Genomic DNA, 23048 nt, shown 5'->3' with positions numbered 1-23048 from the left:
CCAGGCCTAGGTCGTCGATAGTTCCTGCAGCGACCATTCGTTGCCGTCGGGGTCGGCAAAGTACACGAACCGGCCCCATTCCATTTCGTCGACGCCCGTCGCCTCCACGCCACGGTCCAGCAAATGTTTGAGCGCCTCATCCGCGTTGGGGACCACGATCATCACCCCCTTCTGCGAACCGGGTGTCATCTCGGTCAAGCCCGTTCCCAGCACGATCGAGCAGGCCGAACCCGGCGGGGTGAGCTGAACGAAGCGGACCTTTTCATCCGCCTGGATGTCGTGATCGGCGGTGAAGCCGATCTGGCCCACATAGAACGCCTTGGCCCGGTCCACATCCGTGACCGGGATGGGAACAACCTCAATTTTCCAGTCCATCGTTTCCGGCCCTCTCGCTTGATCTGGCGACCCGCCCGGCGGCGGATTCTGATCACAGCCTAGAACCCAATGAGGTCAGCTCTTGTCCGGGTTCTTCGGGATGCGGACGCCCTGCTTCCAGACGGCGTGGGTCAGTGGCACCCCGGGCCGGTAGGCCAGGTGGGTGGCGGACGGCGCGTTCAGCAGCTGCAGATCGGCCCGATGCCCGACGGCGAGGGACCCGACCGCGCGGGCGCCGTCGTCGTCGGCCCCCGTCTCACGATGCAGTGCCAGAGCGCCGCCGAAGGTTGCCGCGCGGATCGCTTCATGGACGCTGAGGCGCATCTGCAGCACGGCGGTGGTCACGCAGTAGGCCATCGACGTGGTGTAGGAGGTGCCGGGGTTGCAGTTGGACGCCAACGCGATTTCGACGCCGGCGTCGAGCAGTGCCCGGCCGGGGGCCAGCGGCTGGCGGGTGGACAGGTCGCAGGCTGGCAGGCAGGTCGCCACCGTCCCGCGGCGGCCAGCGCCGCCGTCCCACCCGGACCAGGTGCCGGCGAGGGCGTCAATGTCCGACGCCTCCAGGTAGTTCACGTGGTCAACGCTGGCCGCGCCGAACTCGACGGCGAGCTGCACCCCCTGACCGGGGCCCAGTTGGTTGCCATGGACGCGAAGCCCGAGCCCGGCGGCCTGGCAGGCGCGAAGGATCTGCCGTGACTGCTCGGGGGTGAAAGCACCGCGTTCGCAGAACACGTCGGCCCAGCTCACGGAGGGTCGGACGGCGTCGAGCATGGGGCCGCAGACCAGGCGTACGTAGTCATCGGGGGCGATGCCGGCCGGGATGAGGTGCGCGCCGAGATACGTCACCTCGTCGACGGCGCTGGCGGCGATGCGGGCGCTGCGCCCCTCGTGTTCGACGTCGAGCCCGTACCCGGTCTTGGTCTCCAGATAGGTGGTGCCGCCGGCGTTTGCTTCGGCGACGCGGCCCAGGAGCAGCCGGGTGAGGTCGTCATCCGAGGCGGCGCGGGTGGCATCGGTGGTGACGGCGATCCCGCCGGCGGCGTAATCCTGGCCCGCCATGCGCGCCTCGAATTCGGCGGTGCGGTCCCCGGCGAAGACCAGGTGGGTGTGGCTGTCGACCCAGCCGGGGAGTCCCGCCCGACCCTCGGCGTCGACCAGGGTGTCGGCGGCGGGTGCCTCCGTGGCGGCGCCAATCCAGGCGATCCGCTCCCCCTCGAAAACCACCGCCGCGTTCCTCAGCACGGTCTGGTCCCGGTCCTGGGTCATCAGTTCCCCGATATTGGTGATCACGGTGCTCATGACTGTCCCTCCAGTGCGGCGGTCAGCAGGACGGCCGGATCGCCGAGGGTGAGATGGTGTCCATTGCGCGCGATCAGGCGCCCGGCGATGACGACGGCGGTGACGTCAGCGGCGGTGGCGGTGAGGGGGAGCTGGCCGGGGGCGGATCCCGCGGTCCGCAGCGATCGCTGGTTCAGGCTGACCAGATCGCAGGGGCTTCCCACAGTGATGGCGGCCACCGGGGTGGCCATGGAGCGGGCGGCGCCGGTGGTCGCGGCGTCGAGCAGGTCGGCGGGGGTGAATCGGCCGCGCTGCCCGGAGGCCAGCCGTTCCCCGTGTTCGAGGGACCGCATTTCCAGCCACGGGTCGATCACCGCGTGCTGGTCGGTACCGAGCGCGATCCGGGCGCCAGCGTCCCGGAGGGCGCGGGCGGGTCCGATGCCGTCGGCAAGGTCCGCCTCGGTGGTCGGGCAGAACACGGCAGTGGTTCCGGCCTCACCCAACCGGGCAATATCGTCGGGGGTGAGGTGGGTGGCGTGGACCACGCTCAGCCGGTCGGAGAGCAACCCGCGCCGGTGTAACAGGCCAGTGGGGGTGGTGCCGTACTGCGACAGACAGTCGGCGTTTTCGGTGGGCTGCTCCGAGAGGTGGATGTGCAACGGGACGTCGGTGGGGAGGCCGGCCGCGAGGGTGCGGAGGGCGTCTTCCGGGACCGCACGCACTGAGTGCAGGGCGGCGCCGACGGTGATAAACGCCGGGTCGAACTGTTCGGCGACGACCCGCCGCAGGTCGGCGAACCGTTCCAGCCAGGCACCGGCGTCGGCGTCGCCGAACCGTTCCTGGTCGGGGTTGAGCGGCGCGTCAATGCCGCCGGCAAGGTAACACGTGTCGAGCAGGGTCAGGCGGATCCCCGCGGCGACCGCCGCGCGGCACAGAGCGAGCTCCATGGCGTGCGGGCCACCGCCGCTATTGCCACCGCCGCTATTGCCACCGCTTCCGGGCCCGTAGGGTGCACCGCCCGGCTGGTGGTGGACGTAGTGGAACTCGGCGACACTACTCCAGCCGGTGACGACCATTTCCGCGAACACTGCCGTGGCGAGGTGCTCGTACCCGGTCGGGGTCAGCGCTCCCGCCGCTTTGTACATTTTCTCGCGCCAGACCCAGAAGTCACCGCCGTCGTCGTGGGTGCGCCCCCTGAGCACCCGATGGAAGGCATGCGAGTGGGCATTTGCGGCGGCAGGGAAGACGACGCCGCTGAGTTCAAGGGAATCGTCCGGCCCAGCATCGCTCCCGGTGGTCACACCGGTGATGGTGCCGTCGTCGTCGGCGTCGATCCGCACGCGGTGCTGGATTCCGTGACCACCAACCCAGGCTTGCTCGCACCAGAAGGAGATCACAGCAGGTCTTCGAGGACGTCGGCGAGCGCTGTGGCGGCGAGGTCGGCGTCGGGGCGTTCCACGAATTCCTCGGGTGAGTGGCTGATGCCCGTCGGGTTGCGGATGTAGACCATGCCCGAGGGTACGTAGGCGGCCAGGATTCCGGCGTCGTGACCGGCGCCGGTGGGCAGGGCGGGCGCCGGGGCGCCGCCCGTGGATCGGTTGAGGGAGTTCTGGAGTTGGCGTTGCAGGGCCGCGTCGAAGTGGACTGTAGTGCTGAACGATTCCTCGGTCAGGGCGACGGAGCAGCCCTCAAAGGCTGCCGCTTTCTGTGCCTGGCCATGAATGGACTCGACGAGGGCCGCGGTGACGGCGTCGTCGGGGTGACGGACATCGAGCCACAGGTCAACGCGGGAGGCGATCACGTTGGTGCCGCCCGGGACCGGCTGCAACCGGCCCACGGTGGCCCGGGCGTCGTCCTGGCCGGCGGCAGTGCGGCGGATGGCCAGGATGATCTGCGCGGCGACGACCATCGGGTCGGCGCGGTCTGCCATCAAAGTGGTGCCCGCGTGGTTGGCTTGGCCCTGCACGCTGAGCCGCCACCGTCCGTGGCCGAGGATGGAGGAGCCGACGCCGATGGGCGTGTCAAGGTCGACCAGTGCCCTGCCCTGTTCCACGTGCAGTTCGACGAAATCTCCGATGGTCCGCAGCGTGTCCTCATCCCGGCCGAGACGTTCCGGGTCCAGCCCATTGGCCCGGCTGACGTCGGCGAAGGTATTGCCGTCGAGATCCTTGAGATTCCGCACCCGGTTGGCGTCGATTGCCCCGGTGAGGAGCCGCGAGCCGAGGCAGGCCACCCCAAACCGTGAACCCTCCTCCTCGGGGAACACGGTGACGGCGAGCCCGCGCCGAGGTTCTACCCCGCGCTCTTTGAGGACGTCGACGGCGGCAAGCGCGGCGGCGACGCCGAGCGGGCCGTCGAACGCACCACCCCCGGGCACCGAGTCGAGGTGGCTGCCGGTGACGAGGGAACCGGTCCGGTCCCCTCCCCCGGCATCCCACCAGCCCCACATGATCCCATTCCGGTCGGTGCTGACCTCAAGACCGCGCTTCGTGGCCTCCGCCGTGAACCATTCGCGCAGCTCCAGCTCGGCCCCGGAGAACACCGGCCGGGAATACCCACCCCGAACAGAGTCCTGGCCGACGTCGGAAATCGACTCGAGCATGTCGCTTACGGTATTCATCAAAAATGCCTTTCCAATAACCCTGAGCAGCCACCGAAACTGGGGCGAACTGGCCGCTGCAGCGGCCACGTGTGTAGGCGAGTTGGATTTCCACTAGCGAGGAACGAGCCAGGGGAAATCTTTGTCGAGCCGGCACGTGGCCGCGGAAGCGGCCACCCCAGATGAGTCAGTCTGTCATGGGGATCCGGACCCCGCGCTCCGCGGCAACCTCGGACGCCCTGTCGTAGCCGGCGTCAACGTGGCGGATGACGCCCATGCCGGGGTCGTTGGTGAGCAGCCGTTCCAGCTTCTCGGCGGCGAGGTCGGTGCCATCGGCCACCGACACCTGTCCGGCGTGGATGGACCGGCCGATGCCCACCCCACCCCCGTGGTGGATGGACACCCAGGTGGCGCCTGACGAGGTATTCAGCAGAGCGTTGAGCAGTGGCCAGTCGGCGACGGCGTCGGACCCGTCGGCCATCGCCTCGGTCTCCCGGTAGGGCGACGCCACCGACCCGGAATCGAGATGGTCGCGTCCGATCACGATCGGCGCCGACACTTTGCCGTCGGCCACCAGCTTGTTGAACATCAGCCCGGCTTTGGCCCGGTCGCCGTACCCGAGCCAGCAGATCCGCGCCGGAAGGCCCTCAAACTCGACCAGGTCACCGGCCGCGTCAAGCCACCGGTGCAGGTGCTCGTTCTCGGGGAACAGTTCCTTCAGCGCCGCGTCGGTGACGGCGATGTCGGCGGGGTCGCCGGAGAGCGCCACCCACCGGAACGGGCCCATCCCCTCGCAGAACAGCGGCCGGATGTAGGCGGGAACGAAGCCGGGGAACTCGAAGGCCCGCGCGTACCCGCCCTGGCGGGCCTCGTCCCGGATCGAATTGCCGTAGTCGAAGACCTCAGCGCCGGCGTCCTGGAAGCCAACCATCGCTTCCACGTGGTGGGCCATTGAGGTCTGCGCCTTCTTGGTGAACCCGTCGGGATCGCCCTTGGCCTCCCGGTCCCATTCGTCCAGCGCGACGCCCTCGGGCAGGTAGCTCAGCGGATCGTGGGCCGAGGTCTGGTCGGTGACGATGTCGATGGTGAGCTGCCCGGCCAGATGGCGGCGCAGCAATTCGGGGAAGATCTCCGCGGCGTTCCCGACGACACCGACCGACAGTGCGCGCTGCTCCTCCTTGGCGGCCAGCACCTGGCGGAGGCCGTCCTCAAGATCGGTGGCGACGACGTCGAGGTAGCGTTTGGCTGCGCGGCGTTCGAGGCGGGTCCGGTCGACGTCGACAATCAGCACCGCACCCCCATTCAGTGTGACGGCGAGCGGCTGGGCGCCACCCATGCCTCCACACCCGGCGGTCAGGGTCAGGGTGCCGGCGAGGGTGGCGGTCGGTGACTTGCCAAGTTTGCGGGCGATCGCGGCGAACGTTTCGTAGGTGCCCTGCAGGATGCCCTGGGTGCCGATGTAGATCCACGAGCCGGCGGTCATCTGCCCGTACATCATCAGGCCTTCGGCCTCGAGCTTGCGGAATTCGGGCCAGGTGGCCCAGTCCCCCACCAGGTTGGAGTTGGCGAGCAGCACCCGCGGCGCCCACGTGTGGGTGCGGAAGATACCCACCGGCTTCCCGGACTGCACGAGCAGCGTCTCGTCGTCCTCAAGGTCCTCCAGGGAACGGACAATCGCGTCGTAGGCTTCCCAGCTGCGGGCCGCCCGGCCGGTGCCCCCGTACACCACGAGGTCCTCGGGGCGTTCGGCCACCTCAGGGTCGAGGTTGTTCATGAGCATGCGCAGCGGCGCTTCGGTCTGCCAGCTCTTGGCGGTGAGGGTGGTGCCGCGGGCCGCCCGGATGGAACGGGTCGGATCGTGTTGGGTAAACGGCTTGCTCATGCGGATGCTCCCAAGGTGTCGGGGTGGCCCGGGCTGGTGTCGCCGGGTCCGGTGGCGGGGATGTTGCTGGTCGTTGAATTCAGGATGCTGAGAGCTTCGGCGGCGACGAGTCGGCCAAGGGTTTCGGCCTGCGGTTCGCTGATCCGATAGCTGGGGACCACCACGCTGAGCGAGGCGGCAATCCGGTCGCCGATCATCACCGGCGCGGCGACGGCGGTGACGTCCGGTTCGATGCCGTTGCGGACCACCACATACCCGCAGGCGGGCGCCTCACCGGCCAGGACGTTGCCTGCGGCGGTGCCGGTCAGGGGGATACGGCGTCCCACCCAGCTGGTGTGTCTGACGGAGTGGGTGCCCTCGCGCACGGCGATGTAGATGCCGTGGCCGTCGTCGGCGGGGACGTTGAGGTAGGCGGACTCCCCCGTCTCATCGACCAGCCGGTCCAGTGCGGCACCCGCCAGGGAGACCAGCGACTCGTGGCTGAGCGCCTGGGCCCCGAGCTGGACGATGCGCATTCCGGGACGGTAGCCGTCGTCGTCCTTCCTGACGAAACCGGTGGACTCGAGGGTGCGCAGTAGCCGCAGTGCCGTCGACGCCGAGAGCGACGCATCGCGGGCGGCGTCGGCGAGGGTCACCGCGCCCCGGTCGCAGACGGCGCCCAGCAGGAGCAGCGCGCGTTCAACGGTGCGGGTCGATGCGTCGGCCATCTGGCGGCTCCTTCTCATGGAGGTCTTGCATTGCGGGACGTCATGCATTTCACTTATTGAAACGCTCTTTTCATTCATTGGCAAGACTTCTTGTGAAAGCGGGTCCCAAGTGGGCAGCACTCAGACCGTTGATGTGGGCGTCGGCGCCCTCCGGCCCGACGACGTCGTCGCAGTGGCACGGCATGGCGTACGGGTGGAAATCCTCGGGGAGTCCATCGTCGCGATGGAAGCGTCCCGGCGGGTGATCGAGGATCTGGTGAACGATTCGACCCCGCACTACGGCGTCTCCACCGGTTTTGGCGCCCTGGCCACCACCCACATCCCCATCGAGCAGCGCACCCAGCTGCAGCGCAGCCTGATCCGCAGCCACGCCGCGTCTTCCGGCGCCGAGGTGGACCGGGAGGTGGTGCGCGGCTTGATGCTCGGCCGGCTGTCGACGATGGCGACCGGCCGCACCGGCGTCCGCCCGCTCGTGGCCCAGACCTACGCGGCCCTCCTCAATGCCGGCATCACCCCCATGATCGGAGAGTACGGTTCGCTGGGCTGCTCGGGCGATCTGGCCCCGCTGTCCCACGTGGCGCTGGCGCTGATGGGTGAAGGTGAGGTGCGCGACGTCGACGGCGTCCTGATGCCCGCAGGCGAGGCGCTCGCAGCGGCCGGGATCACTGCGGTGGAGCTCCGCGAAAAGGAAGGCCTGGCGCTGATCAACGGCACCGACGGCATGCTGGGCATGTTGATCATGGCTTCCGCCGATCTCGGCCGTCTGCTTCGGACCGCCGACCTTGCCGCCGCGATGAGCGTTGAGGGGCTGCTGGGAACTGACGGCGTGTTTGCCGAAGATATCCACGCCCTCCGCCCGCATCCAGGCCAACTCTCCTCCGCTGCGAACATCCGCCGCCTCCTCGACGGGTCGCCGCTGATCCAGGAGCATTCGGCGAGTGAGCTCAGTGCGCACCGGAGCACCCGGGTGCAGGACGCCTATTCTCTGCGCTGCGCCCCGCAGGTGCACGGCGCGGCGCGGTCCACGCTTGCCTACGTGGAATCCGTTGCGGCGATCGAGCTCGGATCGGCAATCGACAACCCGGTGGTCACCATCGACGGCAGGGTGGAGTCCAACGGCAATTTCCACGGGGCCCCGGTGGGGTACGCACTGGACTTTCTGGCGATCGCCGTCGCCGACGTCGCTTCCATGAGTGAGCGCCGGACGGATCGTTTCCTGGATAAGGCGCGCAGCCACGGGCTGAACCCGTTCCTGGCGCACGATCCGGGTGTCGATTCGGGTCACATGATCGCCCAGTACACGCAGGCGGGGATCGTGTCGGAGCTCAAACGGCTGGCCAATCCGGCGTCTGTCGATTCCATCCCATCCTCGGCCATGCAGGAGGATCACGTCTCGATGGGCTGGTCGGCTGGACTCAAACTCCGCCGCGCACTGGACGGGCTGACCCGGGTGCTGGCCATCGAGATCCTTACCGCGGCACGGGCACTGGACATGCGCGACGGCGGTCTGGCCACCTCCCGCAGCGCTGTCGGACTGCACGCGGCACGGGCGGCGGTCCGCGAGGTGGTCGAGGGCCCCGGCGCCGACCGGTATCTGGCACCCGAGATTGAGGCGGTCCGTGTCCTCGTGGACAACGGGTCACTTCTCACTGTCGTGCAGGGTGCGTTGGGCGACGCGCTCGCCTAGGAATCGCCGCGGGATCGTTTGGGGATCGCCGTCGAGCAGGTCGGACTAGACTTGCGACATGTCAGACACGACCGACCGTGAAACCCTGATCACCGAATCACTGGTCACGGCGTTCAAGCCGCTGATGACAGCGGACCCGCACGGATTCAGGACCAAATTCCGCAAGATGGCGGCCGACCCGTTTGCTTTCTATCGGGGCAGTGCGTGCATTTTCTACGCCGATATGGAGGCCCTGACGGATGCCTGGGCGGACGAGTCGACGGCGCGGGTATGGATTCATGGGGATCTGCACGCTGAAAACTTCGGAACCTATATGAGCAGCACCGGTTCCCTGGCGTTCGACATCAACGATTTCGATGAAGCCTATCTTGGCCATTTTTCCTGGGATCTGCGCCGTTTCGTCACCTCGTTGGCCCTCATGTGCTGGCAGAAAGCGCTACCCGAAGAAGCGGTGCGCAGCCTGGCCCGCACCTATCTCACGTCCTATCTGGACCAGGTGGACTCCTACGCGAGCGACGGTGGAAGTGACTTCGCGTTGCGGCTCGACAACACCACGGGAACCATCCATGGAATGCTCCAGGCCGCGCGATCGGCCCGACGCACCAATCTCCTTGATGCGATGACCACCACTGAGGAGCATAGGCGTCATTTCCGCGACGGGCCGCTGACCCGGCGACTGGACAACACTGAGCATGCCGCAGTCCTTGAGGCCTTTGAGCTATATCTGACCACCATTCCGGAGACGGTAAAGTCATCCCGAGAGGTCTTCTATGCCGTCAAGGACATCGTGGGCAGCACGGGGTTCGGAATTGGCAGTGCGGGGCTGCCCGCCTACAACGTGCTGATTGAGGGTTACAACGAGGCGCAGGAGAACGACATTGTGCTCTCCATCAAGCAGGGCAACATCGCGGCGCCCAGCAGGGTGGTCACCGATGAACGGGTCCGGCAGTATTTCAAGCACGACGGACACCGTACGGTCATCAGCCAACGGTCATTGCAGGTCCACACTGACACGTTCCTCGGCTACACCACCATCGACGGGGTGGGATTTGTGGTGGATGAGCTCTCCCCTTACAAACTGGACCTCCGCTGGGGAGAACTGACCGAACCCTCGGAAATTGAGCCGGTCCTCAAAGATCTGGGGCGGGCAACGGCCAAGATCCATTGCGCCTCAGACCAGGACAGCGACCAGGACCTGGTCCCGTTCCAGACGGAAGAGGCAATCATCAGGGTGGTCTCGGGTAGACGGGATGAGTTCATCGCCGACATCATTGATTTCTCGGTGGACTACGCCGCCCGGGTCAGGGCTGACCACGCCCTGTTCATCGAAGCGTTCCGCGAGAACCGGATCGCCGGAGTCGCCTCGACCTAAGCCGCTGGCTACCTCTTGGTCCGGCGACTGCCGCCGTGCCAGTCTTCCTGAACGCCAGCATCGCCGGCAGGGACACCCAGGGCCGGGAGTTGCGGACGCTCCCTGAGGCTGCGCTTCAGTTCGGCGAACCCAGCGAAGCCAGCCAGCCCTACGACGTGATCCCACAGCGGCACTGCCTCATCATCGCTGGGGAGCCGGCTGATGACCGGGCCGAAAAACGCCACCCCAGTCGGCGGCTTGAAGTGGATGATCGGGGTGCCAACATCCTTGCCAGTGAGGGCCAGGGCTTCATCACTTTCAGACTGGATCGTCTCGTCGAACCCTGCATCGTCGAGCGCGGCAGCGAGTCCGGCAGGCAGGCCAGCGCTGGCCAGGATCTGTTCAGCGAACGCGCGGGTGCCACGGCGGTCGAGCACGGGATCGTCGTCGTCGGGAACCGGATCCGATTCGAAGATGTGCTTGCCGCACGCCGCATAGAACGCTCCCACCGCCTCCGGCCCGTGCTCGGCGCGGGCATGGGCAGCAATCCTGAGCAGCCGGAGCCCCGCGGTGTGCCCGGCCTCGTACTCCGGCGGGAAGTGGGAGGCATAGTCGATGTGAGAGTTGATCAGCCGGAGTGAGATGAATTTCCACTCAACGGCATAGTCCTTCTGGCCCATCACCTGGCGGACCCATTTACTGGTCATCCAGGCGAAAGGGCAGACGGGGTCGAAATAGAAGTTGATGTCGGCGTCGCTCACGCCCCAACGCTAAAGTGTCTCTGCGCGCGGGTCAACCAAGAGCTACGCCCTGCACTTACCAGCGGTGGGCTACATCTATCACCAGCCTGGAGGCAGTGCCCGGACCATCAAGGGTGAATGTCCTGAAAGGCAGACGGGCCCGGACGCCAAGCCCGAAGGTCGACTGGCCCTCAAAGCTGCCGGCAGAAGCCAGTTGACGGAAGGTGGTGTACCCGGCGAGATTGACCAGCTCTTTGGGGTTGGCTGGCCGGTAGGTGGCATTGCCGAACCTGTCGTAGCTCGGTGCCTTCACGATCACCCGGAGGAAGGCGCCTCCGCGGAGCGGAATCACCTGCCCTGACCCGTCGGCCCTGACCACGCTGACGTACTCCACCCGGTACCCGGCCCCCTTGCCGCGAATGTCGACGACCATCCGGTCGAAGCAAGGATGTTGTCCTGCCCGCACGTTGGTCACCGGAGCGCTCGTCGTCGACGAGCTGACCTTAACCTGGGATCCCCAGGTGATCCCGCAATACGGCGCCGCTGCGGCGGAGCTCGGGACGACCAGTCCCAGGCCCAACACCAGCAGGAATGCTGCCAGCAGCGCCCCTATCTTTTTCATCATGCACCTCTCAAGGGTTGTGGATTGGATAGATAAATGATAAGGCGATCTGGGGGTCAAGGATCCGGTCAAAGCAACTCTGGAGCCGAACCGTTACGGAGGCTCAGCCAGCGGCGCCCGATGAAGGGAACGCCGATCCGCTGCCCCGTTGCTAACCTTGGATATTCCAGCCAAAGGAGATCAATCCGTGAGTGTTGCCCCCGTCCGGAAGCCCAAACCGCAAACCATTCTGACCGTTCAGAGCACCGAGTGGCTCACCCCTGCCATGGTGCGGGTAGTGGCGGGCGGCACCGGGTTCGCCACGTTCGGACGCAACGATTTCACCGACCGGTATGTGAAGCTCCACTTCGCCAAACCCGGGCTGGGACTCATCCCGCCGTACGATCATCTGGCCCTGAGCGAGACGCTTGACCCCGCCGACCTGCCCGTCACCCGGACGTATACGCTCCGCTGGGTGGACTACGCCGCGCAGCGGTTGGCCATCGACTTCGTGGTGCATGGCGACGACGGGCTCGCCGGACCGTGGGCGGCCTCCGCAAGGCCGGGCGACGTCCTGGTGGTGACGGGCCCCGGCGGCGGGTACTCCCCCGACGGAAGCGCCGACTGGCACCTGTTCGCGGCCGATGAGTCCGCGTTGCCAGCCGTGTCCTCGGCCCTTGAGTCGCTCAGCAGCGACGCCGTCGGGCTGGCTTTCCTTGAGGTGGAAACCGAGTCGGATCGTCACGACCTGGTCGCCCCGCCGGGGGTTGACCTCGTCTGGCTGTACCGCCGGGGGTCCGTCGCGGGGACCCTGCTCGGCGCCGCGGTCCGGCAGGCACAGTGGCGCAGCGGGCGGGTCCAGGTTTTCGCCCACGGCGAGCGGGAGGCCATGAAGCGGCTCCGGGACGTCTTCTTCACTGAGCGCGGCCTGGACCGCGGTCAGGTGTCACTCTCTGGCTATTGGGCCCACGGACGCACCGAGGACCGGTTTCAGGCCGAAAAGAAGGAGCCCGTCGGCAGAATCCTTGACTGAACGGTCCGCACGGTGAACCGCTTGGTCAGGTGGCGGGAAGCGGCTCGGGGCGGGGTTTGCGCCGCAGCAACCCCATCGCGGGCTCGACCAGCCGCGCGGCGACCGGACCGAGCACCGCCGTGAGCAGCACATAGGCGGTGGCGAGCGCCGCCAGCTCGCCGGTCACGGCCCCGGATGCCACCGCCAGCCCGGCAATCACTATCGAAAATTCGCCGCGGGCGATCAGGGCGACGCCTGCCCGTGCCCGACCCAACCGGCCCACCCCGTGACGCCGTGCCGCCCACCAGCCCGTACCGATCTTGGTGGCCGACGTGATGAGGGCGAGGAACAGAGCGATACCGAGCACCGGGGGAATGGTCGCCGGGTCGGTGTTCAGGCCGAACACCACGAAGAAAATTGCGGCGAAGAGGTCCCGCAGCGGTTCGAGGATCCGGGTGGCGGTAGTGGCGGTGGCTCCCGAGATCGCAATTCCGAGCAGGAACGCGCCGACCGCCGCCGACACCTGCATCGCTGCGGCGACGCCCGCCACCAGCAGCGCCGCGCCGAGCACGGTGAGAAGGAAAACCTCCCGGTCCTTGCTGTCCACCACCGCCGAGACCACGTTGCCGAACCGCAGGGCGATGACCAGCACCACGGTGACGACGACGAGCGAGATGCCGACCGCCTGCATTCCCCCGATAAAACTGGCCCCCGCGAGGACCGTGGTCAGGATGGGCAGATAGACGGCCATCGCCAGGTCTTCGAACACCAGCAGCGACAGGACGACAGGGGTTTCCCGGTTACCCAACCGCCCGAGATCGGTCAGGACCTTGGCCACAATTCCCGACGACGAAATGTACGTCACGCCGCCCATCACCATGGCCCCGACCGGCCCCCACCCCAAAAGGAGGGCAACAACGGCACCGGGCGTGAAGTTCAGAACAATGTCCAGGACGCCAGCAAGCCAGGACTGTCGGAGACCGGTCACCAGCTCCTTGGCCGTGTATTCCAGGCCCAGCATGAGCAGCAGCAGGATCACACCGATCTCGCTGGCGATCTCGCTGAATTCGTCCAGCCCATCCAGCTCGATCAGACCGCCGTTCCCGAAAAAGAGACCACCCAGAAGGTAGAGGGGAATCGGGGAAAGCCCGATCCGTCCGGCGAGGCGCCCGAGGATGCCGAGACAAAAGAACACGGCCCCCAGTTCGATCAGTGTCAGCGCGCTGCCGGCCTCCAAACCGACCCTCAGCCGCCGCTGAGGATTTCTGCGGCTGCGTCCAGCCCATCGGCTGTTCCGACGGCGACCAGAAGGTCACCGGCCAGCAGGGTGAAATCCGGCGCGGGTGACGGCTCCACCTTGCCTTCTCGCAGGGCAGCCACCACCGACGCGCCGGTGCGGGTCCGCATCCTGGTATCACCAAGCCGGTAGCCGTCGAAGGGCGAGCCGCCGGTAATCAGGAACTGGCGGGTGTTCACCCCGGGAAGGTCACGGTGTTCTTCGGTCAGCTGTGCCACCAGCTGGTGGGCGCCGAGCAGGTTGCCGAGCGTCGCTGCCTCGTCGGCGGTCAGCGGAATCGACACCAGGCAGGCGTCGGGGTCGTCCTGGCGTGAAATAATCAGCGCCGTCTCACCATCACGCTGCGTGATGGTGCCAATGCGCCTCCCCGAGGACGTGACAATATCTTTGCGCATGCCGATGCCTGGCAGCGGCGTCTTATCGACCTTCATAGCGTTAACTCTAGACCTGTCCTGGGCGGAGGTGCTCCGGGTGTCGGCGGCGCCGCCCGGGTTTGGTGCCGCCGGATCGGGAGGGTGCTAGTGCCACGGTTGCAGGGAACTGCAGAGGTCCGGGTCGCTGGTCTCTTCCTCAAGGATCAGGGTCGCCGCCAGCTCGGCAATCCCCGACGACGTCTGGAAGCCGTAGCCGCCCTGGCCCGCCAACCAGAAAAAGCCTTCAGCTTCCGGGTCAAATCCGATCACCGGTAGGCCCACCTTCGTCGAGGTGCGCAGCCCGGTCCAGGCGCGATCGATTGACGTGATCCCCAGCGTGGTGGCGTCGTTCAGTCGGCGCAGCAGTGCCGCCAGATCGGCCGGGTGAGGCTGGGCATCCTCGGGTATGCTCGGCACGGACTCGCACGGCGAGACCAGTGCCCCCGCCCCCTCACGCCGGAAGTAGAAACTGTCGTCGGCGGCGGCGACCATCGGTGTCCCCGGCGCCAGTTCGTCGGTCAGGTGTACGACGGCGGCAGTCCGGCGGTAGGGTCGCAGCCCCTGGATCTCCACGCCCGAGATCACTGCGAGCTCGTCGGCCCACGCGCCGGCGGCATTGACGACAACGGCTGCGTGGATGGCGTGCGCGCCGGCACCGACGCTCCACCCGGTCCGCAACCGTTGGGCCGAGTGGACCCGGGCGGCCGTGAGAATGGTGGCGCCGTGGTCGAGCGCCCGCCGTCGATGGTGGGCGATCAGGGCGTCGGAGTCCAGCCCCACCGAGGTGCTGTCAATCCCCGCCGCGGTGAAGGTTTCGGGGCGGAGCTGGGGACACAATGCCAGGGCATCCTCGGCACCGATGGCGGTCATCGCGCCGCTGGAGCGGTCAGTGACATCCTGCTGGGACCCGACCAACATGAAACTGCGGGGTGTGAGGAGCTGAAGGCCGTGTTCCTCCTCGGTGGCATGGAGCAGGTCGAGGGTGAGGATGGTGAGCTGCTGCACCGCGGGTGGCCCGTAGCTGGGAATAAGTTGCCGGGCCGACCGGGCTGAGGCGTGATAGGCGAGGTCCTGTTCGGCTTCGACCAGGACCACTGTGCAGGATCCGGCGAGCCGCGACGCGAGGGACAGCCCGGCAATACCGCCACCCACGATAAGAACGTCAGCGTTGAGTGCCATGCCAGCAGCCTACCCGCCAGAAGTGGTAGGCGGGGCGGGAAGGTCAGCCGGCGGCGGCGACCTCCTGGCGGGCACCGATGAAGGCTTGGACACACGCTTCGACGTCGTCGGCACTGTGCGCGGCGGACAGCTGCACCCGGATCCGGGCGGCACCGCGGGGCACCACCGGGAAGCTGAAGGCCGTCACAAACACGCCGCGTTCCAACATGGCGTCGGCGGTTTTGGCTGCCTGCGCCGCGTCGCCGAACATCACGGGAATGATGGCGTGCTCGCCGTCGAGCAGGTCGAAGCCTTCCTCGGTCATGCGGCGACGGAAGAATGCCGAGTTGCCCCCGAGCTTCGCCCTCAGATCGGCGCTGTTCTGGACCAGGTCCAAGGCCGTGAGGGTGGCCGCGACGATCGACGGCGCCAGGGAGTTCGAGAACAGGTACGGCCGGGCGCGCTGGCGCAACAGGGCAACGATCTCGGCGTGCGCTGCGACGTAGCCGCCGGAGGCCCCGCCCAGTGCCTTCCCGAAGGTCCCTGTGTAGATGTCGACCCGGCCTGACACCCCGGCGTGCTCGGGCGTTCCGGCGCCGGTCTCCCCCATGAATCCGACCGCATGCGAGTCATCCACCATGACCATCGCGCCGTACTGGTCGGCGAGGTCACAAATGGCTTCCAGCGGGGCGAGGTACCCGTCCATCGAGAACACCCCGTCGGTGACGATCAGGGTGCGGCGCGCTCCCGCGGCCTCCTTGAGCTTCGCCTCCAGATCGGTCATGTCGCGGTTGGCGTACCGGTAGCGCTGGGCCTTGGACAAGCGAATACCGTCGATGATCGAGGCGTGGTTCAGCGCATCGGAAATCACCGCGTCGTCCGCGGTCAGCAGGGATTCGAATACCCCGCCGTTCGCGTCGAAGCAGGAGGAGAACAGGATGGTGTCATCGGTACCGAGGAACTTCGACACCCTGGCTTCGAGTTCCAGATGAAGGTCCTGGGTGCCGCAGATAAACCGGACCGACGCCATGCCAAATCCGCGCTCATCGAGCGCCCGCTTGGCGGCGGAGATGATGTCCGGATGATCGGCCAGCCCCAGGTAGTTGTTGGCGCAGAAGTTCAGCACCCGCCGGGGTTCGCCGTCGAGCGTCGCCGCCTGGATGAGGTTGGACTGCGGTGAGGAGATCCGCCGCTCGTTCTTGAACAGGCCGGCGCTGCGGATGCCGTCCAGCTCCTGGGTGAGCTGATCCTGAATACTCGTATACATAGCGTTGCTCCTTAGAATCCGGTCCAGTCGAGGACTACTTTGCCGCTGGCCCCGTGACGTGCTGTGGTGAACCCCTGCTGCCACTGCGACGCGGGCAGCGTATCCGTAACCACACTGGAGATCGCCTGCTGCAGGACGGGGTTGGACTGCAGCATCGCGCTCATGGCGTACCAGGTTTCGAACATCTCGCGCCCGTAGATGCCCTTGAGGGTGAGCATATGGGTGACCACCTTGGCCCAGTCGATGGTGATGTCGGCCGAAGGCAGCCCGAGCATCGCGATCCTACCGCCGTGGTTCATGTTGTCAATCATTTCGGGCAGGGCGGTGGGGTGGCCGGACATCTCCATCCCGACGTCGAACCCTTCCCGCATGCCGAGCTGCCGCTGGGCATCAGCGATCCGGGTGGAGCCCACGTTCACTGCCAGGTCGGCGCCGACGGTCAGGGCCAGATCCAGCCGTGGCTGGAAGACGTCAGTGACCGCAATATAGCGGGCTCCGGCATGGCGGGCGACGGCGGCTGCCATCAGTCCGATCGGGCCGGCGCCGGTAATCAGCACGTCCTCGCCGACGAGGGGGAAGCTCAGGGCGGTGTGGACTGCGTTGCCGAAAGGGTCGAAAACAGCGCCCAATTCGGGGCTGATGCCGGCGGGGTGGACCCAGACGTTGGGTTCAGGGATCACCACGAACTCGGCGAACGCTCCGTCTCGCTGCACTCCGACACTCACGGTCCTGATGCACATCTGACGGCGGCCCGCACGGCAATTCCGGCAGGTGCCGCAGACGATGTGGCCCTCGCCGGAGACCCTGTCCCCCACTTTGACGTCTTGCACGCCCGACCCAAGGTCAACGACTTCGCCGTAGAACTCATGGCCGGGAATGAGCGGGGCGTTGATAATCCCTGCGGCCCACTGATCCCAGGATTCGATATGAAGATCGGTGCCGCAAATCCCGGTGGTCATCACGCGGATCTTGACCTCACCGAGCCCAGGCGTGGGTTCGGGCCGGTCAACCAATTCGAAACCGGGGTGCGGCCCGGACTTGTAGAGCGCCTTCACTGCTGGGGGTTCCTTCCACCCGCACGCGGCGGATCGGCGTGGTACGCGCCGGCGCGTGCAGTTCAGTCATCATGGTGCTGTGACACCTTCGCCAGCGTAGCAGCCGGGCAAGGCCGGGTCGGCCGGGTCGGCCGGGGCTCATTCTGCGTTCTGCAGGGCGAGACACATCACCGACGCGTCGTCCGCCGCCTCGCCGATCTCCTGCTGGGCGATGCGCAGCGTCAGCATGAGCTCCTGTGCTCCTTCGGGCGTGCTGACCGCTTCAAGAAATGCCTCGGCCCCCGAAACCAGACCCAGATCGACGGCCCGCCACGCGCCATCAGATGCCAGCACCACGGTGTGCGCCAGCCCTACGTTGACCAGGTGCGCGCGCTGCGCCGCCTCGGGTTCCCGCCGTGCTACCCACACGCCGTGCTCGGTGTTGCGGTCCCGTCGTGCCTGCTGGTGGTCGGCAATCGTCGCGGTGGGCTCGCTGATGGGGGTCCCCACATGTACCCAGCTCCCGTCGTGGCGGCGTGCCACGACATGACAGTCGGCGAGGCTGAGCACCCGGACGCCGTCGTCGTCGGCTGTCACCACCGAAACCGCGGCGCTGGGGAACCGATCTGATCGATCTCCTACCAGCCGCTGCCCCAGGGCATCAACACGGGTCAGGGCGGCGGCCAGCACAGCGCGGGGATCGGCAGGGCCAACGCTCTCCGCCAGCGCCAGGTTGAGGACCTGCGCATACCACGACGGGTTGGAGGCGCCCGGCAGGTCGATCTCCTCAAGGAGTGAGGTGGCGCCGTCGATCATCCAGGCGGCGTTGCCCCGATACCCGCAGGCGTCCTCCATGATGTGGTTGTCGCCCTCGGTCTGGACGCGGGTCAAATGAGTCCATTGCCCCATGTCAGCGGACACCACCCGTGAGCCGGGTCCCGTGATCCGCCAGGACCGAGCGCAGCACCTGCTGGCCCACTGTCCTGAACACCGGGTCATCATCGGAGTTCACGGCCAGCGCTGCCCCGATGCATAGTGCCCAGCCGCGGGCGCGCTGCCAGGTGGCGTCGGCGGTGGTACGCGCAGTATTGATGCGGTTCTGGAAGACCCGGCGACCGTGCCGGTCGAACACCAGCCAGGCCGCGGCAAGGTCGGTGGCGGGGTCGCCGCCAGTGAGGTCGCCGAAGTCGAGGACCGCGCTGAGCCTCCGTCCGGAACCGAGCACCAGGTTTGCCGGGTGGAGGTCCCCGTGCAGCCACAGGGGCGGCCCGTCCCACCCTGACTGGTCCCGGAGTTCCTGCCACAGGGTCCGCAGGGATTCGGCGGTGGGCGGCGGAAGGGCGTCGAGCCGCTGTTGGACGGCCCGGTCGCGGCCGCTGAGCGCTCCGCCGCGTACCGGGTTTCGGGGAGCGTCTGCTGGTGCCGGCTGCTGGAAGGCCAGCACGAAGTCGGCGAGGTCCCCGGCCGCGGGAGCCCGGTCCGCGACGGGGATGTGGGTGGCGACGGTGCCGTCCGCCCAGGCGTTGATACTCCAAGGCCAGGGGTAGGACGACGACGGCGCCCCGATCCGCACCGGTACCGAGGCGACGCGGAGGGCCGGCCCGGGCGATAAAATCCCCGGGCCGGCGGCGGCCAGCAGTTGCGGAAGCCATCGTTGCTCATTGAGGGCAAGGTCGGCAGCGCTCTCGCGGCGGGGCAACCTCACTGCGAGGTGGCTGCCGACACGGAAGATCACGTTGTCCCATCCCTCGGCGACGGGCTCGAGCGGCAGGTCGGCGAGGTCCGGGTGCTGCGCACGCAGCAGACTGCGGACCAGGTCCGCGGTGATGCGCACCTCGGCGGCCGGCCTGTTCGCCACGAGCTGTCCTTTCCGGTGCCCTGGGTGCTAGCCTTCGACGCCGAGGCGCTGCAGGATCAGTTCCCGCACCCGGCCAGCATCGGCCTGGCCTCGGGTCGCCTTCATCACACCGCCCACGATCGCTCCGACCGCCTGCACCTTGCCGCCACGTATCTTGTCCGCGACGTCGGGCTGGGCCGCCAGTGCCGCGTCGATCGCCTCAAGCAGCGGGCCGTCGTCGGACACGACCTCCAGCCCACGGGCCTCAACCACCTCGGTGGCGGTGCCTTCCCCGGCGAGGACGCCGTCGAGCACCTCCCGCGAGAGCTTGTCGTTGATCTTGCCGGACCCGATCAGCGAGTTCAGCTCGACGATCAGTTCGGGGGTAACACCCAGCTCGGACGGCTCGACGTCGGCCACCTTCGCGCGGCGGGAAATCTCGCCCATCCACCACTTCCGGGCGACGGCGGGCTTCACTCCGGCGGCGATGGTGTCCTCGATGGAGGACATCACGCCGGCGTTGACGACGTCGCGGAACTCGGCGTCGGAATAACCCCAGTCCTGCTGCAGCCGCTTACGGCGTTCGGCCGGTGGCTCGGGAAGTTCCGCGCGGAGCCGCTCGATCCATTCCTCGGTGGTGACGATGGGCACCAGATCGGGTTCCGGGAAGTAGCGGTAGTCGTCGGCGTCGGACTTGGGGCGGCCCGACGTCGTCGAGCGGGTGTCCTCATGCCAGTGCCGGGTTTCCTGGACGATGGCCGTCCCGGAATCGAGCACCGCTGCGTGGCGTTGAATCTCGTACCGGACCGCGTGCTCCACGGCGCGCAACGAGTTCACGTTCTTGGTCTCGGTACGGGTGCCGAACCTCTCCTGCCCCTTGGGCTTCAGGGAGACGTTGGCGTCGCAGCGGACGTTTCCGCGCTCCATTTTGGCGTCGGACACGCCCAGGTTCTTCACGATCTCCCGGATCGCCGCCACGTAGGCCTTGGCCAGTTCGGGTGCCCGGGCGCCAGCCCCGACGATCGGCTTGGTGACGATTTCCACCAGCGGAACACCGGACCGGTTGTAGTCCACCAGGGAGAATTCGGCGCCCTGGATCCGGCCGGTGGAGCCACCCATGTGGGTCAACTTGCCGGCGTCTTCTTCCATGTGGGCGCGTTCAATCTCGATGGTGAACACGGTGCCGTCGGCCAACTCAATGTCGATCGACCCGTCGTAGGCAATCGGGTCCTCGAACTGGGAGGTCTGGAAGTTCTTGGGGGTGTCCGGGTAGAAGTAGTTCTTTCGGGCGAAGTAGCACTTCTCGGCGATCTTGCAGCCCAGTGCCAACCCGATCTTGATGGAGGATTCGACGGCCACCCGGTTCACCACCGGGAGCACGCCGGGCAGGCCCAGATCCACAGGGGTCACATTGGTGTTGGGGGTGTCGCCGAAGGCGTTGGGCGCCGAAGAGAACATTTTGGTCTTCGTGTTCAGCTCCACGTGGACCTCGAAGCCCAGCACCGGATCGTACTTGTCGAGGGCTTCCTCGAAGGTCAGGATGTCTTCGGTTGCCATGCTCATGAGTCAGTTCCTCCTGCAGTACGGGTCAGGTCGGGCGCCCGGTCCAGCAGCGGACCGCCCCAGCTGGCTTCGAGCAGCGATTCGAGCACCGCCCCCACCCGGTACAGCCGGGCATCCTCGCGGGCCGGAGCCAGCAGTTGGATGCCGACGGGCAGCCCGTCCTCGTCGGCGAGGCCGCCGGGCAGGGACAGCCCCGGTACGCCCGCCATGTTGGCGGGGATGGTGGCGACGTCGTTCAGGTACATGGCCAGCGGGTCGTCGAGCTTCTCCCCCAGCTTGAACGCTGTCGTCGGCGCCGTCGGGGAGATCAGGACGTCGGCCTGCGTGAACGCAGCCTCGAAGTCGCGCTGGATCAGGGTGCGGACCTTCTGTGCCGACCCGTAGTAGGCGTCGTAGTAGCCAGCGCTCAACGCGTAGGTGCCGAGGATGATCCGGCGTTTGACCTCGTCACCGAACCCTGCGGCGCGGGTGGCGCCCATGACGCGTTCGATGGTGGGTGCGCCGTCGGGCACTACCCGCAGGCCAAACCGGACGCCGTCGTACTTGGCGAGGTTCGACGACGCCTCGGAAGGCATGATCAGGTAGTAGGCGCCCAGCGCGTAGTCGAAATTGGGGCAGGAGACCTCAACGATTTCGGCGCCCGCACCGCGAAGCAGGTCCAGCGACTCCTGGAAGCGGGTCAGGACGCCGGTCTGGTAGCCCTCGCCTTGCAGTTCCTTGATGACGCCAATCCGCATGCCCTCGACGTTGCCCAGCCGGGCGGCCTCGACGAGTGCGCCGAGCGGGTCGGTCAGGGAGGTGGAATCGTTGGGATCGTGACCGCCGATGACCTCGTGCAGCAACGCCGAGTCCAGGACGGTCCGCGACACGGGGCCAATCTGGTCCAGCGAGGACGCCATCGCGATCGCGCCGTACCGGGAGACTCCACCGTAGGTGGGCTTCACACCCACGGTTCCGGTCACAGCACCGGGCTGGCGGATGGAACCGCCGGTGTCGGTTCCCAGCGCGAGAGGCGCTTCGAAGGCGGCGACGGCGGCAGCAGAGCCACCGCCCGATCCGCCCGGGATGCGGTCCAGATCCCACGGGTTACGGGTGGGTCCGTACGCGGAGTGCTCGGTAGAGGAGCCCATGGCGAACTCGTCCAGGTTGGTCTTGCCGAGGATGGGCATCCCCGCGGCGCGGAGCTTGCGGATCACGGTGGCGTCGTAGGGGCTGTGCCAGCCCTCAAGAATCTTTGAACCGGCAGTGGTGGGCTGGCCCTTGGTGACGATGAGGTCCTTGACGGCAATCGGTACACCGGCCAGCGGGTGGAGGTCCTCCGAGTTGGCGCGGGCCTTGTCAACGCCGGCGGCGACAGCGAGAGCCTCGTCGGTGTTGACGTGCAGGAAAGCGTGAACGCCGTCGTCGCCACCATCAACCAGAGCGATGCGGTCGAGGTGGGCCTGGGTCGCTTCGACCGCCGAGATTTCCCTGGCGGCGAGTTTCTGCGCGAGTGCTGCCGCGCTGAGCCGAATGAGTTCAGTCATCGGTTAATCCCCGTCCAGGATTGCAGGGACCTTGAAGCGTCCGTCGGCGTTATCGGGTGCGCCGGAAAGGGCTTCCTCATTGGTGAGGGTCTCCCCGATCACGTCCTCGCGGTACACATTGCTCAGCGGGATAGGGTGGCTGGTGGCCGGGATATCCTCGCCTGCCACCTCACTGACCCGCTTGATGGAGTCGACGATGACGGCCAGCTCGCCAGCCATCCGGTCCAGCTCGTCGGCGCTCATATCGATGTGGGCCAGCCGCGCCAGATGCGCAACGTCCTCACGGTTGATCTCAGCCATAAATCTCCCATGGTCAATGAAGTGGTGTTTGGTTCCAGTCTACGTGCGGTGCACGCCCCGACCGATTCGGCCATGACGTGGAGGACAGGCCTGTCCAAGACCTCAGGTGACGGCTGTGACGGTGTTGTCCGGAGACGGGCCAAGTTCCGGGTAGGGGTGGTGCGGTGGAGTTGTAGGTGTGGCCGGTGGGGGTGGTGATGCGGAAGGTGTGCCGAGAACCTGTGCCTGGGCCTGGGCCTGGGACGGGGCCTGAGTCGGGTCCTGGTTCTGGTTCTGGTCGGGGGCGTGGTTGTGCTGTCCAGCCGGGGGTTTCTTTGGTGTGGTTGCATGCCTCGCAGAGCCCCGCCGAATTCGGAATGGAGGTGGGTCCGCCGCGGTGCCAGGGGATGATGTGGTCGTAGTGGCGGATCGGCGCGTCACA

General features: G+C 67.1%; 22 protein-coding genes. 3 read left to right on the top strand and 19 right to left on the bottom strand.

Annotated elements, in window-relative coordinates:
* Positions 1-6 precede the first annotated feature (6 nt).
* The 6 genes from ACX80O_RS13685 to ACX80O_RS13660 form a co-directional block, all read right to left on the bottom strand.
* A complete protein-coding gene (locus ACX80O_RS13685; RefSeq protein WP_459333761.1) occupies positions 7-375 on the bottom strand; it encodes a glyoxalase superfamily protein in 369 nt (122 codons plus the stop codon).
* 75 nt (positions 376-450) lie between these two features.
* Positions 451-1674, bottom strand: a complete 1224-nt coding sequence (hutI, locus tag ACX80O_RS13680) for an imidazolonepropionase (protein WP_459333760.1) — start codon at positions 1672-1674, stop codon at positions 451-453.
* Positions 1671-3050 carry a formimidoylglutamate deiminase gene (locus tag ACX80O_RS13675; protein WP_459333759.1) on the bottom strand — a complete coding sequence of 460 codons (1380 nt, stop codon included), beginning with the start codon at positions 3048-3050 and terminating at the stop codon, positions 1671-1673. The genes hutI and ACX80O_RS13675 overlap by 4 nt, the downstream gene beginning before the upstream one ends.
* A complete protein-coding gene (locus ACX80O_RS13670) occupies positions 3047-4273 on the bottom strand; it encodes an allantoate amidohydrolase (protein ID WP_459307865.1) in 1227 nt (408 codons plus the stop codon). The genes ACX80O_RS13675 and ACX80O_RS13670 overlap by 4 nt, the downstream gene beginning before the upstream one ends.
* A 166-nt stretch (positions 4274-4439) precedes the next feature.
* Positions 4440-6134 (bottom strand): urocanate hydratase, encoded by a 1695-nt coding sequence (gene hutU / locus ACX80O_RS13665; RefSeq protein WP_459307864.1) that lies wholly within the window; start codon positions 6132-6134, stop codon positions 4440-4442.
* Positions 6131-6841, bottom strand: coding sequence for an IclR family transcriptional regulator (locus ACX80O_RS13660; protein WP_459333758.1), 711 nt, complete (start codon positions 6839-6841; stop codon positions 6131-6133). The genes hutU and ACX80O_RS13660 overlap by 4 nt, the downstream gene beginning before the upstream one ends.
* 109 nt (positions 6842-6950) lie before the next feature.
* Here ACX80O_RS13660 and hutH point away from each other — a divergent pair, with 109 nt between their 5' ends.
* Positions 6951-8528 (top strand): histidine ammonia-lyase, encoded by a 1578-nt coding sequence (gene hutH / locus ACX80O_RS13655; protein WP_459333757.1) that lies wholly within the window; start codon positions 6951-6953, stop codon positions 8526-8528.
* Between the two features lie 58 nt (positions 8529-8586).
* The gene (locus ACX80O_RS13650) at positions 8587-9900 is read left to right on the top strand and encodes a DUF2252 domain-containing protein (RefSeq protein WP_459307861.1); all 1314 of its coding nucleotides are present in this window, start codon (positions 8587-8589) and stop codon (positions 9898-9900) included.
* Between the two features lie 8 nt (positions 9901-9908).
* Here ACX80O_RS13650 and ACX80O_RS13645 read toward each other — a convergent pair whose 3' ends face one another.
* Together ACX80O_RS13645 and ACX80O_RS13640 are read right to left on the bottom strand one after the other, a co-directional pair.
* Complete coding sequence (locus ACX80O_RS13645) at positions 9909-10640, bottom strand: DsbA family protein (protein ID WP_459307860.1); 732 nt, start codon at positions 10638-10640, stop codon at positions 9909-9911.
* A gap of 55 nt (positions 10641-10695) precedes the next feature.
* Positions 10696-11241 carry an AMIN-like domain-containing (lipo)protein gene (locus ACX80O_RS13640; RefSeq protein WP_459307915.1) on the bottom strand — a complete coding sequence of 182 codons (546 nt, stop codon included), beginning with the start codon at positions 11239-11241 and terminating at the stop codon, positions 10696-10698.
* 187 nt (positions 11242-11428) lie between these two features.
* On the opposite strand from ACX80O_RS13640, the gene ACX80O_RS13635 reads away from it, so the two are divergent.
* Positions 11429-12253 (top strand): siderophore-interacting protein, encoded by an 825-nt coding sequence (locus tag ACX80O_RS13635; protein ID WP_459333756.1) that lies wholly within the window; start codon positions 11429-11431, stop codon positions 12251-12253.
* Between the two features lie 25 nt (positions 12254-12278).
* Here ACX80O_RS13635 and ACX80O_RS13630 read toward each other — a convergent pair whose 3' ends face one another.
* The 11 genes from ACX80O_RS13630 to ACX80O_RS13580 form a co-directional block, all read right to left on the bottom strand.
* Positions 12279-13469: a cation:proton antiporter gene (locus ACX80O_RS13630; protein ID WP_459333755.1), complete on the bottom strand. Its 1191-nt coding sequence runs from the start codon at positions 13467-13469 to the stop codon at positions 12279-12281.
* Between the two features lie 8 nt (positions 13470-13477).
* Positions 13478-13960, bottom strand: a complete 483-nt coding sequence (locus tag ACX80O_RS13625) for a cation:proton antiporter regulatory subunit (protein ID WP_459307857.1) — start codon at positions 13958-13960, stop codon at positions 13478-13480.
* An 87-nt stretch (positions 13961-14047) separates the two neighbouring features.
* Positions 14048-15121, bottom strand: a complete 1074-nt coding sequence (locus ACX80O_RS13620; RefSeq protein ID WP_459333754.1) for an NAD(P)/FAD-dependent oxidoreductase — start codon at positions 15119-15121, stop codon at positions 14048-14050.
* A gap of 43 nt (positions 15122-15164) precedes the next feature.
* Complete coding sequence (gene kbl / locus ACX80O_RS13615; RefSeq protein ID WP_459333753.1) at positions 15165-16367, bottom strand: glycine C-acetyltransferase; 1203 nt, start codon at positions 16365-16367, stop codon at positions 15165-15167.
* 11 nt (positions 16368-16378) lie between these two features.
* The gene (gene tdh, locus ACX80O_RS13610; RefSeq protein ID WP_459307854.1) at positions 16379-17422 is read right to left on the bottom strand and encodes an L-threonine 3-dehydrogenase, zinc-binding type; all 1044 of its coding nucleotides are present in this window, start codon (positions 17420-17422) and stop codon (positions 16379-16381) included.
* Between the two features lie 138 nt (positions 17423-17560).
* Positions 17561-18292: a hypothetical protein gene (locus ACX80O_RS13605; protein WP_459307853.1), complete on the bottom strand. Its 732-nt coding sequence runs from the start codon at positions 18290-18292 to the stop codon at positions 17561-17563.
* A gap of 19 nt (positions 18293-18311) precedes the next feature.
* On the bottom strand, positions 18312-19259 hold the full coding sequence (locus tag ACX80O_RS13600; RefSeq protein ID WP_459333752.1) for an aminoglycoside phosphotransferase family protein: 948 nt from the start codon (positions 19257-19259) through the stop codon (positions 18312-18314).
* Between the two features lie 27 nt (positions 19260-19286).
* Positions 19287-20795, bottom strand: coding sequence for an Asp-tRNA(Asn)/Glu-tRNA(Gln) amidotransferase subunit GatB (gene gatB, locus ACX80O_RS13595; RefSeq protein ID WP_459333784.1), 1509 nt, complete (start codon positions 20793-20795; stop codon positions 19287-19289).
* Positions 20796-20797: 2 nt separating this feature from the next.
* Positions 20798-22327, bottom strand: a complete 1530-nt coding sequence (gatA, locus tag ACX80O_RS13590; RefSeq protein WP_459307851.1) for an Asp-tRNA(Asn)/Glu-tRNA(Gln) amidotransferase subunit GatA — start codon at positions 22325-22327, stop codon at positions 20798-20800.
* Positions 22328-22330: 3 nt separating this feature from the next.
* A complete protein-coding gene (gene gatC, locus ACX80O_RS13585) occupies positions 22331-22627 on the bottom strand; it encodes an Asp-tRNA(Asn)/Glu-tRNA(Gln) amidotransferase subunit GatC (RefSeq protein ID WP_459333751.1) in 297 nt (98 codons plus the stop codon).
* 13 nt (positions 22628-22640) lie between these two features.
* A partial coding sequence (locus ACX80O_RS13580; RefSeq protein WP_459333750.1) for an HNH endonuclease occupies positions 22641-23048 on the bottom strand: 408 nt, incomplete at its 5' end.

The organism is Arthrobacter glycogeni, from assembly GCF_054511155.1.
This window is presented reverse-complemented; position numbering and strand designations above follow the sequence as displayed.